Raw genomic sequence first — 13,408 nt, forward strand, 5'->3', positions numbered from 1 at the left:
ATGATATGTACTAATCGATTCCTGGAACACGGAAGCTCAAGCAGTACATCAAACCGTCGCATATTTCTTTTACCTGAACGTCCTGCATCGTTGGGGGGATCAGATCTACAGGTGCCTGGATGGCACTGTGGTGTTTGAACTGGCTTCCAACGAAGGGGATTTTCTCATAGGTTCCTTTGACTAACTTCTCGGTTTCGTCGACAAGGATGAGCTTCGTTCCGGGCTTTGCGACCCGGATCATTTCTTCGATGGCCTTTCTCTTATCATTAAAAAAGTTAATTCCCCCAACGTGATATACTACGTCGAACGCAGCATTCTCAAAGGGCAGATCTTCAGCGGAGGCGTGATAGAGGGAGGCGTTTAGCTCCCATTTCTTTAAATGTCTCTGGCAGGCCCGCAGCATCCCCATCGATATATCGAGCCCATGCAGTTCAATGTTAGCGGGCAAAAACCGGAAATTATCCCCTGTGCCGCAGGAGACCTCCAGTACCCGATCACCTTCCCGAATCTCCAACTCATCTAAAAACTGGCGCCGATAGTTGGCTTCCCCGCCGAATTTCAGCCAGAAATAGAGTTTGTTGGAAAGGTTGTAGAAAGGGGCGATTTTATCATACATTTGCTGATATTTCTTATTGTCACCGTCAATGTCGATGCTCTCGATAAAGCTCTGAATTCCGTTGCCGGATGCGATAGATACGGCTTCCGGTTTGATTATCGGCTTGGCAGGCATAATGTAGATCCCTCCATAATTACAATGAACGCCTAATTTGCAATAAGGCAATATTGTACACTGGACATGCTTGCTTAAAATAGAAGTGACTAAATAAAAGTGTCTATATAGTGTTTAATCAGGTTGTTAATACCAAGTTTAATCAGATTGTTACAGTATTTTAGCACATTATGGAATGTAAATAATCCGTATCTTATCACATTATGGAAAATAATTAATCCATCCGCAGCGGGAATTGCATTTCAGATCCCCATTTACCTGAGCCAAGCAGAACTCCAAAGAGATAAAGTTACGAAATCCTTCAAGATTAAGCGTTTTTCTGCCGTCCTGGTTGCGGGGAAGCGCTTTTTTGGCTATTCTCATATTGAGACAGGTACTAAGGAGGATGGGACGATGAATTATCGGCAATTGGGAGATACGGAATTACGAGTCAGCGAGCTGAGTTTCGGGACATGGGCCATCGGCGGAAGTTGGGGGCATTCCAATGACCAGGAGGCGCTGCGCGGTCTGGCGACGGCGATGGAGCAAGGCGTTAATTTTTTTGATACAGCGGATGTGTACGGTTCAGGGCACGCGGAAGAACTGCTGGCCAAAGCGACTAAAGGCAAAGAGGATGAGATCCACATCGCCACCAAGTTTTGCCGGGCAGGGGATATCCATGATCTCAATACGTATTCCGAGGAATCGGTTCGAGCTTACTGCGAAGGCAGCCTGAAGCGGCTGGAGCGCGAGCGCATCGACCTGTACCAGATCCACTGTCCGCCGCTTGCGGTGCTGAAGGACGGCAAGGTATTCGAGGTGCTGGATAAGCTGAAAGCGGAAGGCAAAATCCGCCACTATGGCGTGAGCGTAGAGACGGTGGAGGAAGGATTGTTCTACCTGAGCGTGCCTGGTGTTAAAGCGCTGCAGGTGATCTTCAATATATTCCGCCAGAAGCCGGCGGAGGAGTTGTTCGTGGAGGCTAGGGCGGCAGGTGTCGGAATACTGGCGAGATTGCCGCTAGCGAGCGGACTTTTGACGGGTAAATTTACAAAGGATACGAAGTTCGAAGACGACGACCACCGGAATTTCAACGCCAACGGTGAGCAATTCAATGTGGGCGAGACGTTTGCGGGCTTGCCATTTGCTAAAGGCGTCGAACTGGCTTCCCAACTGTCCTGGATTGCCGAAGGACGCGGGGATATGGCCCGGGCTTCGATGCGCTGGATTCTCGATCATCCAGAGGTGACCTGTGTCATTCCAGGCTTCAAAAATGTCCGTCAAGTGGAGGACAATTTGGGTACGCTGCAGGTTCCGGCGTTCGGTCCCGAGGAGTTGGAGCGCCTTCAAGCATTTTATCGCAGCGAGGTAGCACAGCATATCCGCGGAGCATACTAATACCAGCAGTATAAGCCTTTTAAGCCTTTCTAGATACTTAAGACACTCAAGACACTCTAGATGCTTAAGTCCTTTAAGCATTCAAGAAGCTTGAGCCGTTTAACTGCTTAAAAGGCTGCTTTATTTGGTGCAGCTTACACATAAAGAGCGATACTTTCGGTTCCAAGGAGCTTGTTTTAGTTCCGGGGAGCCTGAGAGTATCGTTTTTTTTGTAGCGGAAATGGAACCTTCATGACTGCATTTGAGTAGCTGTGGAGGTTTTTTTCTTGGCATAGAACCATTTATAGTGCCGTTCTCCGCAACTAGGCGAGTGCCTGAAACCCTTGATACGACTGGGGTGTGACGGAAAAAGAGAGTCTGTGCGGAATAGCGTAGTGCCGAATAAAGGCAAAAGTGAGTCGATAGCGGGGATAGTTAGTTGTCAATATCAGGGTGATCTAATAACATGGGCAATGCAACCAAGAATTGATTAAAAACCAAACAATGAGGGAGGGAGCCACTACAATGTCAGAAAAACGCGGATTTCTTAAAGAATTCAACAAAAATAGAACGTTGTTTCTGATGATTGCTCCTACACTGCTGTACTTTATCATCTTTAGTTACATTCCGATGATCGGGGTGTATTATGCGTTCACGAATTTTAACTTTGATGGCGGGCTGTTCGGCAGTGAGTTCGTCGGCTTCAAAAACTTTGAGTTCCTATATAAGTCGGGAATTTTATGGAACCTCACCAAAAACACCGTGCTGTACAATTTGGCCTTTCTTATAATCGGCAACATTTTGCAGATTGTCAGCGCGATTTTTCTGGCCCAGTTAGCGAGCAAATTTTTCAAAAAGACGGCGCAGTCGCTAATGTTCCTGCCTTATTTCCTGTCCTGGGTTCTCGTAGGGGCGTTCGTGTTCAACATGTTCTCCGATCTGGGGGTTGTGAACACAATGCTGAAGCAGTTCGGCCTGCAGCCATACGACTTTTATCTGAATCCGGCACCGTGGAAGTACATCATCGTCTTCTTTAATGTATGGAAAGGAATCGGATATGGGACGATCATTTATTTGGCGGCCATTATGGGAATCAGCGATGAGCTGTATGAAGCGGCCAAAATCGACGGGGCCAATGTATTTCAGCAAATCCGCAGCATTACGCTGCCGCTGCTGAAGCCTACTTTTATCCTGCTGATTTTGTTCAGTCTCGGCGGTATTTTGAAAGGACAATTCGATCTGTTCTATCAAATTATCGGCAACAACGGTCTGCTGTACGATGCGACGGATATTATCGATACTTATGTGTTCCGTTCGCTCACGGTCAACTTTGATATCGGTATGGGAACGGCGGCCGGGCTGTACCAGTCCTTCTTCGGATTCGTGCTGATTATGACGGTGAACTACATTATTAAGAAAACCCGTGAGGAGTACGCATTGTTCTAAAGGAAGGATGCTTCTAGGAGGGATTCACTCAAGGAGGGAGTAACCTATGAACGTTCAAGCTGAAAAATGGCCGGTCGCCCGCAAGGCTAACAAGGGCTCCAAAATTAAAGAAGATAAAGCTACCATTGTATTCAATGTGATCGGATATACGCTGTTGACCGTCATTTCATTAGTTTGTCTCATACCTTTTTGGCTCATTGTAGCCGGATCGTTTACAGATGAGATGGAGATTATTTCAGAAGGCTTCAAGCTGTTTCCTCACACGATTTCATTTGAAGCTTACAAGTCGGTGTTTACGACTCCAGAGCAAATTTATCGCGCCTATGGAGTAACTATCGGGGTGACGGCAGCCGGTTCTTTACTTGGCCTGCTGCTGACCTCGATGGCGGGTTACGTCCTCTCACGCAAAGACTTTATGTACCGGAACAACTTGTCATTCTTCATCTATTTTACGACGCTGTTTAGCGGCGGCCTTATTCCCTGGTACATCATGATGACTAAATATTTGGGGCTCAAGGACAGTTATTGGGCATTGATCCTTCCGCCGCTAGTCAGCGCTTGGAATATTATCCTGATGAGAAACTTTATGAAATCGATTCCAGACTCAGTAATCGAGTCGGCGAAGATCGACGGCGCTGGAGACTTTCTTATTTACCGGAGAATCATCCTTCCGCTCTCCACGCCTGGCCTGGCCACTATTGGGTTGTTTCTGGCCCTCGGGTATTGGAATGACTGGTTTAACGCCAACGTGTTTATTACGTCGGATAATAAGTATCCGCTGCAATTTTTACTCTATAAAATACTGTCCAGCGCAGCTGTGCTGCGCACGCAAACGGGTGCGTATTTGGCTGCCAACGTCGTTCCGCCGGCTGAAACGCTCAAAATGGCTGTTGCGGTTGTGGCCACAGGGCCAATCATTTTGCTATATCCGTTCGTTCAGAAGTATTTCGTAAAAGGCCTGACGATCGGAGCTGTAAAAGGTTAGAACCGGGACCCCGGCTAACATAGCATGACCAGCATTACCAGTATTACTAGCATTACTAGCATTACTAGCATTACTAGTATGACCAGCATCACCAGCATTACGTAGTCGAGTTAACAAAAAGGAGGAGTCTACATGTTTAAAACAAAGAAACGCTTATCGCTGCTGTTAGTGCTCTCTTTAATGATTTCTTTACTGGCGGCATGCGGCGGGGGCACAGCGTCCAATTCGCCAGGCAGCCAAGGTGCAGAAAAATCTGCGAACGGGGAAGGGGGAGCTGCCGAACCGAAGCTGGAAAAGGTAAAGCTGTCCTGGTATCTCGTCGGTGATGCCCATAAGGACCAAAGCAAAATCGTCGCCGAATGGAACAAAATGCTGGAAAGAGATCTGAATACAACCGTTGATTTGAAGTTTACAACCTGGAACGATTGGAAGACAAAATACAATCTGCTGCTTACTTCAGGCGAGAAGATTGACATGATATTTGCATCAAGCTGGGCCGACTTCTATAAGCTGTCCAAGCAAGGGGCTTTCCTTGACCTGAAGGATCTTTTGCCCGAATACGCACCCACCACATGGGGGAACGTTCCGGAAGAGGATTGGGACTCGGTAACCGTCGGCGGGGGCATCTATGCGGTTCCAAATACTAACCCGGAATATACGCCGCTTGGCTACGTATACCGTGAGGATTGGCGCAAGGAATTCGGCCTCCCTGAATTTACCGATCTTGATTCCATCGAGGCTTATCTGGATGCGGTGAAGACGCAGAAGAAGGTTATCCCGATTAACGGTGCGGCCTATGAGAATGTAAACAGCTTATATAAGTTCTGGAATGATTTTCAACTGATTGGCGGCGACGTCATTGGCGCAACGTCCTATGATAATCCGCGTGACATTCAGATTCTGCCCTACACCGAGGAGTTTGAAGCCTGGGTGAAGCGAATGAAAACCTGGGAGCAAAAAGGCTACTGGAACAAAAACGCCCTTTCCTCCAACCAGGAAGCCGGCGACTTCATTAAAACCGGCCAAGGCGCGATTTACTGGCGCAACCCGTCCAGTGCGGGCGGATTTATCAATGAAGTGAAGGCGAAAAATCTCAATATGGAAATCGGCTTCTTTCCATTCACCCGCTTCCATAACTATGTAATTCCGACGCTGCCAAGCTCCAACGCGATGGCGATTCCAAAGAGCTCAGCGAACCCGGAGCGTTCGCTGATGGTGCTGGATAAGCTGCGCAATGATCCGGAATATTTCAACCTGATGACATACGGTATCGAGGGCACGCATTGGGCAAAAGGCGAGGATGACAAAACGATTCTTATTCCGGCCCCGGGCGTAAATCTGGATGAAACACCGCGCTATAGCATTACCAGTTGGGGATGGCGCTACGAACCGAATATGAAAAACGAGAAAGGCGGCTGGGACGGGTTAGATGCTCTGAAGGAGGAGTTTAGTCCGATCAGCAAGCCGGATATTTTTGGACCGATCTATTTGGACTATGCCCCGGTCAAAGCGGAACTTGCCGCCGTTAACCAAGTATTTGAGCAGTACGGCAAACCGCTCATGCTCGGCTTGACTTCGGATGTGGACGCTTCACTGCAGACATATCGCGATAAGCTGAAAACAGCGGGCGTCGATAAGCTGCTGGAGTATATTCAGGAAGAAGCGAACAAGTATTTTGATGAAAAAGGCATCCAGTAGATAAAAAGGTGTCCAGTACTGAAATGATTCAAAATTATACAGAGGAGTGTGCTGCAAGGGCGCATTCCTCTGTCCAATTCGTAGACCGGGATTAAGCGGCGATTTTTTCGTCGCTTCTTTCTTAACCCCGTGGAAGAAGAGAGAGGAGAACGCTTGCTATGAATCGCAATAAACAACAATCTCCCGACACCGTCGAAGTATGGTGGAGCTCGGAAGTGGATTCTGGAGGACCCGGGTGGTTCGCAGGTCCGCAGGACATTCCCTACAAATTGAGCCGGCAACCGGATTTGCAGCTGACAGCGCCGCAGGTGCAGGAAGTAGCCAGCATAGTTGTAACGCCAAATCATGTCTGTCAGCAAATGCTCGGCATGGGCACATCGCTGGAAGAAACAACGGTCGGCAATCTTGCAAAAATGTCCCCCTCGGCCCGTGAAAGTATTTTGCGGCTGCTGGTCGACAAGCAATCAGGGATTGGCCTCAATCTCATTCGAATTACACTGGGAACTTCCGATTTCACCGGGCAGGCCTTCTATACGTACAACGATTTGGCGGAAGGCGAGACGGATTTTGAACAGCGGCATTTTTCCATTCAAAAGGATGTCGATCTGGGGATCGTCGAAACGGTGCAGCAGCTACTGGCGATAGCGCCAGAGGTGGAAATTTTTGCCTCCCCCTGGAGTCCGCCGGCCTGGATGAAGACGAGCGGCAGCCTGAAGCGGGGCAGTCTGAAGGAGGGGGAAGAGTATACCACCGCTTTGGCCAAGTACTATCGGTTGGCGATTCAAGCTTATCAGGAGCAGGGCATCCCGATTTATGCGATGACCTTGCAGAACGAGCCGTTGTTTGAGACCGATTATCCAAGCTGTTATATGCCGCCAGAAAGGCAGAGGGAGCTCGCGCTTGCTTTGCGTCAGGAGCTTGATCGTCACGGGCTGACTACGGAACTATGGATTTTCGATCATAATTTCAGTGATGCTTGGGACTATGTAACGCCAATTTTAAATAAGGGAGAGGGATATGCCGCAGTCGATGGCATTGCGCTTCACGATTATAAAGGATCGCCGGAGGTTATGAGCGAGCTTCACGCCGCTTATCCGCACAAGCCGATTTATTTGACGGAGCGCTCCTTATGGGGGACGGCTGGCGCCGACCGGATGGCGCAATATTTCCGCAACTACGCCTCCAGCTATAACGCCTGGGTGACGATGCTGGACAGCAACATCAGCCCGCACCAATGGCTCGGTACGCCGGGGCCTACGATGTTTATTCAGGATGCAATAGATGTAGACAGATACTGGATCATACCGGAATATTACCTGCTGGGGCAGTTCACCCGGTTTGTCGAGCCGGAGGCCTTTAGAGTGGCTAGTGATTACGGTTCGCATAGTACGGTAACAAATGTCGTTTTCCACAATCCAGATGGCAGTCTCATCGCTGTCGTTATCAATCAGAGCGAGTCGGAACAGGAGTTCCGCATGCTGTGTGAAGGGTGGCAATTTGCAGCCAAGCTTCCTGCGAAGACAGTAGGAACATACCGATGGCAGAGGACCGCCGCGGGCAAGGAATGAAGCTTTATTTTCGATTAGCGCCTGTAAAGGTGCTTTTCTTACTAAATGATTGAAATCGATTTCATAAAAATTTATAATAGAAATATCAATAATCGAAAGTGTGGGAGCTTGCAAATTATGAAGGAGAGTAAAATCATTGACGTAGCCAGGAAAGCCAATGTGTCTCCGGCTACAGTATCCCGCGTACTTAACGGCAGCAATCTCGTGAATGCCAAGACGGAGGAAAGGGTGCTGCAGGCGATCCGGGAGCTGGATTACATCCCCAATAACATGGGCAAGCAGCTGCGTTCCCGCAAAACGATGAATCTGGCGGTCGTCGTATCCGATATTCGCGTATCCTATTATGCGGAAATTATCAAAGGCATCGAGAACATGGCTAATTCGCTCCATTATAACGTCCTTATTTGCGATGCGCAGAATAAGCAGGCGAAGGAGCGGGAGTTTCTATCCCTGTTGATGAACCGGACGGTGGATGCTCTTATTCTCGTGACGCCGAACTTGCCGGATGAGGAGATCGCAGCCTATGCCGATAACGGGTACACGGTCGGTTTAATTGGACGGAAAATCGAGCACGCGCGGATTCCTTGTTCTTTTACGGATAATATAAAGCTTGCCCGGGAGGTGGTCTTCCATCTTGCGGAGCAGGGACATCGGAAAATCGCTTTCCTTGGCGGTTATGCCGATGCTGCGGATAATTTGGAACGCTCGGAAGGGTATGTGAAAGCGCTTCAGGAGTTGGGAATCCCCTTTGAGCCTGGCCTGGTCGAGAACGGCGATTTCTCGGAGAAAGGCGGCTGCGAGGCATTCCATAGATTGCGCAGCGGCAGGACCGATTTTACAGCCGTATTTGCCGCGAACGACGAGATGGCGCTTGGGGTGTACAAAGCTTGCGCCGAACTGGGAATATCCATTCCCGATCAATTGGCGGTCGCTGGGGTGGATAACATCAGGCTGACTAATTATGTTAAGCCGAGAATCAGCTCGGTTGAACAGCCTCTTTATGCGATGGGAGCCGTGCTGGCCGAAAAGCTGATTGATCAGATGAACGACAATGTGTGGGCGGAGAAACGGTGGTTTAAAGTGGATGCGAAGCTAGTGGTGAAGGAGTCTTCCCAAAGGGCGAAATAAGGGGGGAATAGGATTGCTCAGCAGAAAAGATACGCGCTACTACGGGAAAATATTTCTGGCGATGACCTTGTCGATCGTAGTGACAATCACGGTTCTCTCCGGTATTCTTTACATTAATTTTGAGCGGATCGCGCTTCAGCAGTCCTACGATCAGACGATGGACAGCCTCGCCCAGACGACACAGGAGGCGTCGGTCATGGCGGTAACAGCTTCCACGTTTGCCAAACAGATTTATAGCGACCAGCATATTGCCAACCTGTTGAATTTTTCTGATGTCAGTCCGGTGGAGATTTCTACGGCAGTCAGGCAGCTGACCAATTATCGGGAAACTTCCCCATTCATCGATTCGATTTACGTCTATAACGCCAAGGCCAATACCTTCTATGTCAGTACGGATATGAGCGTGGCTACGGTGTTCGATGAGTCCGAGTTCTACGATCATGAAATGCAGGAGATGCTCGGCAACCTCGAAGCCTATGAATCTTTGATGCCGATTCCCCGCAAGCTAAGCATTGAAGGGCTCGCCGGAAATATTGCTGAGAAGCAGCGGGATGTGTACAGTTTTCTGCTATATGATACGCTGATGCCGAGGGTGAACAGGAACGCCATTGTGGTCAATATTAAAGAAACCCAATTACATAAACATATTGATGGATCGCTGGCGAGCGACCCGGCGAACACTTTTTTGCTGGATAAGGGCGGTTATCTTGTCTCCAGCAGTTGGAAATACCCTATGCTTACAAATATGAAGGGAACTTCGTATATCGACCGGATTTTGGCTGATCCGGGCTCCTCCGGTTATTTTGCAGAGGAGGTAGACGGGGTGAAGTCTTTGGTCACCTACACGGAGCCGGATTATTTGGGCTGGCGGTATGTGCGGATTCTCCCTTACACGGTCATCTCCGAACGCATTGACAGCCTGCGCGGAAAGACGATTATTATCACGGTCTCCATCCTGCTCATCGGTCTCGGTATTTCGTATTTCGTATCGCGGCGCCTGTTCTCTGGGCTTAGCAAGAGGTTGTCCCGACTAGGCAATTTAGAGGCAGAGCAGAGGAACAGCCAGCAGTCGATGAAATATGAATATTTGCGCAGGCTGCTGCACGGGGATGCCGACCGTAACCCGGATCGCGTCCAAACCGGCTTTACCCGCTACGGGGTGAAGCTCGATCCCTACTCCCCGGTGCGCGTGCTGCTGATGACGGTGGATGACTACCGCTCCTTCATCGAAGTGTATACAGTGGAGGACCGGCAGCTGCTGCGGTTCGGCGTGCTTAACATCGCCCAAGAGATGCTCACCGCGGCCGGATTTGCTGCCGCGGCCGTGGTGCTTGGCGATGATCGTATTGCCGTTGTCGTCCAATCCCGGGACGAGGGAGCGGACAATGAGCGGGAGGAAATTCTTGAGCAGGCCGGGCGAATCCAAGCGGCAGTAACCCAATATTTGAAGCTGTCGATCACGGTCTCCACCAGCATGATCGGCGAGGATATCCAGGCCGTTCACGGGCTGTGCCTGCAGGCGGTCGAAGCTTCCTTTTCCCGCGTATTCGATGGCCCGGGCAGCATCATTGACTCGGAGACCGTGGAGTTGAAGAAGGCGAGGCCATATGAATATCCTTTGGATAAGGAGAAGCAACTGATCGACGAGTTGTATCTTGAACGGATTCCTGCCGTTAAGGAGCTGTTCAGCGAAATTATCCGGGATACGGAAAATTACTCCTACATGTCGTTCCAACTGGCGGTCTCGCATTTGTCCTTTGCGCTGCAGAACGCGATTCGCACGATGGGGCGGCGCCTTTCCGTCGCCGGCGAACTGGCGATTCCTTCGATGCCGCTGTATCAGCATGAATGGAACGAAACGCTGGAGGAATTTATGGAGCGGTATATGCATTTGTTCGACCGCCTGGAGAAGCATATGGAGGAGAACAAGGGAAGAACGAGGCAGGAGGACGTTTCCGAACGGATCATGAAGCTGATCGACGAAAAGTATATGGATTCGAGCCTGTCGCTCGATCTGCTAGCGGATGAGCTTGGGCTATCGGCCGACTATATCGGGCGGATTTTCAGACAGACGACGTCGAAGACAATTCTTGGTTACATTCAGGAGGTCCGGATGAATAAGGTGCGGGAGCTGCTGGTCGAGACCGAGGATCCGATTGGGGAAATTGCCGAACAGGCTGGATTTTCCAACAATCCGTATTTTTATAAAGCCTTCAAGAAGCATAATGGCGTCACTCCAGCCGAGTACCGCAGAATCAACGGCTGGCAGGCGGAGCAGGGGCAGGGAAAGGAGCTCGTTTGAAGGAAGTGTGCGGGAGTGAGGGAGCAAGAGTAGTAGCAAGAGGAGCAGGAGGAGCAAGGGGCACAAGCAAGAAGAGCAAGAAGAGCAAGAAGAGCAAGAAGAGCAAGAGGAACAAGAGGAACAAGAGGAACAAGAAGGCAGTATACTGCGGGCTTAAAATTAGCAGTACAAGTGTCCGGAAATTACCTGTAAGTAGACTTTCATTTTCTCGGTAAAAAAAGACGTTAGCCACACGAGTTAGCGTCTGGGAAAGAACGCTCGGGAATGAGCTACGGGAGTTAACGAACGGAGTTAGCGTTCGGGGGCTCGCGTCCGAAAGTCAGCGTTGGGGAATGAGTGTTCGAGAATGAGCTCGGGAGTTAACGTTCGAGAACTAATGGCCGAAAGTTAACTCCCGAGCGTAGCGTCGAAGTAACTCCCAGCTCCGAAGATGATCATTACATTCCTTCACTTTCGTTCCTTCAATTTTTTGTGCAGGTCGTTTAGCTGCCGCATTAATTGCTCGTATTCCTCCAGCCCGATTTGGCAGGAGCGTATTTCTTCGCTGATTCTGAGCGTAATGGCCGGCTTCTCTTCAAATGCCTTCGGCTGTAAATGAATAAACACTTTGCGTTCGTCCTTCTGGGAGCGGCGTTTCGAGAGCCAGCCGTTCGTCTCCATACGGGTCAGCATGGGGGTTAGCGTACCTGTTCCCAGGTCAAGCTTCTCCCCCAGCTCCTTAACGGTTATGCTGTCCTTCTCCCATAACGCCAATAGCACTAAATATTGAGGATAAGTCAGTCCGAAGGGCTGAAGAACCTCGGCATATAGCTTGTTGAATTCACTCGCTGTTTCATAGACGGCAAAGCAGAGCTGTTTTTTCAAGGTCAAAAAATCTTCCACAATGTTCACCTGTTATGTTTTAAGTTTAAAGCAAAGAGATGAGGTCCTCTTCGATTTTAATTGGCTGGGTCGTAGGGCTGTATCTTTTGACGACGTTCCCTTCGCGATCGACGAGGAATTTGGTAAAGTTCCATTTGATATTGCTGGACAATAGCCCCTTCTGCTGCTGCTTCAGAAATGTAAATAAAGCATCCTCATGCTTCCCGTTGACGTCGATTTTGGCGAAAATCGGGAAGGTCACACCGTAATTGACTTGGCAGAACTGCGTCGTTTCCTCGATATTTTCATACTCCTGGTTGTTGAATTGATCACTGGGGAACCCCAGAATGACCAGCCCTTGTTCCTTGTATTTGCTGTATAATTCCTGTAGTCCGCCAAATTGAGGGGTAAATCCGCATTTGCTGGCCGTGTTCACGATGATTAAAGGCTGGCCTTTATAATCTTCGAGCGATTTCAGCTCCCCAGTCGTCATTTTAACCTGAAAATCATATAGGGTATTCAAAGATACTCCTCCTTCACATAGCAGCTATTTAGGAAATGCATTAACCGCATTACATGAATCGCACACGATTAAATCGTACATGACTAATATTGCTTTGGCAAGAGATACCCGCATTTCAGTAAGCTGCTGCAATAATATACTATCCCTCATTTCCTCCAAGCTCTATAATGCAAAAGAATTACCCTTATGAAGGAGCTAAGGAGCAGCACAATATGAACATCACCTCATTTCTCATTTACTGCATTATCGTTACGTTTACACCTGGGCCGACCAACATCGTTATTCTGGCAGCTGTGAACCATTATGGGACGAAAAAAACGATGAAATATATCGCCGGGGCCTCCCTCGCTTTCTTCCTGTTAGTTGTGGCATCTGTTATGCTGAATCGTGTATTGGCAGCGAGCCTGCCTCCCTTTTTATCCATAGTGCGGGTAGTCGGCAGCATATTTATGCTCTATCTCGCTTATCAAATTTATAGAATGGATGTATCTAACGAAAGTGCGGGTCAAGCCGTGACCTTTGCCTCCGGTTTTGTGATGCAGCTCGCTAATCCGAAGGTGGTCCTGTTTACGCTGACCGTAATTCCGGCCTACGTTATGCCTTATTATACGTCGGGGCTGGTGTTGTCCTTCTTTGTCGTTATGGTATCGCTCATCGGGACAGCAGCTTATGTAACCTGGGCGGTATGCGGCACTCTTTTCAAAAAAATATTGCAAAAACATCAAAAAGCGTCCAATATCATTATGGCTTTGTTTCTCGTCTATTCCGCGATCCTGGTGTCGGGAATCGTTGAATTAATAAAGGGGTGAAG

Annotated in this window: 12 protein-coding genes; 9 read left to right on the top strand and 3 right to left on the bottom strand. The window is 49.1% G+C overall.

The window, feature by feature from the left end; translation table 11 throughout:
- Positions 1 to 10: 10 nt before the first annotated feature.
- Positions 11 to 730 (bottom strand): class I SAM-dependent methyltransferase, encoded by a 720-nt coding sequence (locus G358_RS29925; protein WP_019637199.1) that lies wholly within the window; start codon positions 728 to 730, stop codon positions 11 to 13.
- A 393-nt stretch (positions 731 to 1,123) separates the two neighbouring features.
- Between G358_RS29925 and G358_RS0110635 the strand changes: the two genes are divergently transcribed.
- The 8 genes from G358_RS0110635 (at position 1,124) to G358_RS33655 (ending at position 11,428) form a co-directional block, all read left to right on the top strand.
- Positions 1,124 to 2,107, top strand: coding sequence for an aldo/keto reductase (locus tag G358_RS0110635; RefSeq protein ID WP_026342195.1), 984 nt, complete (start codon positions 1,124 to 1,126; stop codon positions 2,105 to 2,107).
- A gap of 504 nt (positions 2,108 to 2,611) precedes the next feature.
- The gene (locus G358_RS0110640) at positions 2,612 to 3,532 is read left to right on the top strand and encodes an ABC transporter permease (protein WP_019637201.1); all 921 of its coding nucleotides are present in this window, start codon (positions 2,612 to 2,614) and stop codon (positions 3,530 to 3,532) included.
- 46 nt (positions 3,533 to 3,578) lie between these two features.
- A complete protein-coding gene (locus G358_RS0110645; protein ID WP_019637202.1) occupies positions 3,579 to 4,517 on the top strand; it encodes a carbohydrate ABC transporter permease in 939 nt (312 codons plus the stop codon).
- Between the two features lie 132 nt (positions 4,518 to 4,649).
- Positions 4,650 to 6,215: an extracellular solute-binding protein gene (locus G358_RS0110650; protein WP_019637203.1), complete on the top strand. Its 1,566-nt coding sequence runs from the start codon at positions 4,650 to 4,652 to the stop codon at positions 6,213 to 6,215.
- A gap of 158 nt (positions 6,216 to 6,373) precedes the next feature.
- Entirely contained in the window at positions 6,374 to 7,783 is a 1,410-nt protein-coding gene (locus G358_RS29930; RefSeq protein ID WP_019637204.1) for a glycoside hydrolase family 30 protein, read from the top strand.
- A gap of 117 nt (positions 7,784 to 7,900) precedes the next feature.
- On the top strand, positions 7,901 to 8,911 hold the full coding sequence (locus G358_RS0110660) for a LacI family DNA-binding transcriptional regulator (protein WP_026342197.1): 1,011 nt from the start codon (positions 7,901 to 7,903) through the stop codon (positions 8,909 to 8,911).
- A gap of 13 nt (positions 8,912 to 8,924) precedes the next feature.
- Positions 8,925 to 11,213, top strand: a complete 2,289-nt coding sequence (locus tag G358_RS0110665) for a helix-turn-helix transcriptional regulator (protein WP_019637206.1) — start codon at positions 8,925 to 8,927, stop codon at positions 11,211 to 11,213.
- Positions 11,210 to 11,428, top strand: a complete 219-nt coding sequence (locus G358_RS33655) for a hypothetical protein (protein ID WP_026342198.1) — start codon at positions 11,210 to 11,212, stop codon at positions 11,426 to 11,428. The genes G358_RS0110665 and G358_RS33655 overlap by 4 nt, the downstream gene beginning before the upstream one ends.
- Before the next feature lie 232 nt (positions 11,429 to 11,660).
- Here the strand turns inward: G358_RS33655 and G358_RS0110675 are convergent, their stop codons facing one another.
- Positions 11,661 to 12,095, bottom strand: a complete 435-nt coding sequence (locus G358_RS0110675) for a MarR family winged helix-turn-helix transcriptional regulator (RefSeq protein ID WP_019637207.1) — start codon at positions 12,093 to 12,095, stop codon at positions 11,661 to 11,663.
- Between the two features lie 25 nt (positions 12,096 to 12,120).
- Complete coding sequence (locus tag G358_RS0110680; RefSeq protein WP_019637208.1) at positions 12,121 to 12,597, bottom strand: glutathione peroxidase; 477 nt, start codon at positions 12,595 to 12,597, stop codon at positions 12,121 to 12,123.
- 212 nt (positions 12,598 to 12,809) lie between these two features.
- Between G358_RS0110680 and G358_RS0110685 the strand changes: the two genes are divergently transcribed.
- Positions 12,810 to 13,406, top strand: coding sequence for a LysE family translocator (locus G358_RS0110685; protein WP_019637209.1), 597 nt, complete (start codon positions 12,810 to 12,812; stop codon positions 13,404 to 13,406).
- Positions 13,407 to 13,408 lie beyond the last annotated feature (2 nt).

Origin of the sequence: Paenibacillus fonticola DSM 21315 (genome assembly GCF_000381905.1) — a bacterium.
GTDB classification, from domain to species: Bacteria; Bacillota; Bacilli; order Paenibacillales; family Paenibacillaceae; genus Fontibacillus; species Fontibacillus fonticola.

Bases quoted from the DNA above. Each gene is read 5' to 3' on its own strand.
- G358_RS29925 (WP_019637199.1), bottom strand. From the start codon at position 730: ATGCCTGCCAAGCCGATAATCAAACCGGAAGCCGTATCTATCGCATCC.
- G358_RS0110635 (WP_026342195.1), top strand. From the start codon at position 1,124: ATGAATTATCGGCAATTGGGAGATACGGAATTACGAGTCAGCGAGCTG.
- G358_RS0110640 (WP_019637201.1), top strand. From the start codon at position 2,612: ATGTCAGAAAAACGCGGATTTCTTAAAGAATTCAACAAAAATAGAACG.
- G358_RS0110645 (WP_019637202.1), top strand. From the start codon at position 3,579: ATGAACGTTCAAGCTGAAAAATGGCCGGTCGCCCGCAAGGCTAACAAG.
- G358_RS0110650 (WP_019637203.1), top strand. From the start codon at position 4,650: ATGTTTAAAACAAAGAAACGCTTATCGCTGCTGTTAGTGCTCTCTTTA.
- G358_RS29930 (WP_019637204.1), top strand. From the start codon at position 6,374: ATGAATCGCAATAAACAACAATCTCCCGACACCGTCGAAGTATGGTGG.
- G358_RS0110660 (WP_026342197.1), top strand. From the start codon at position 7,901: ATGAAGGAGAGTAAAATCATTGACGTAGCCAGGAAAGCCAATGTGTCT.
- G358_RS0110685 (WP_019637209.1), top strand. From the start codon at position 12,810: ATGAACATCACCTCATTTCTCATTTACTGCATTATCGTTACGTTTACA.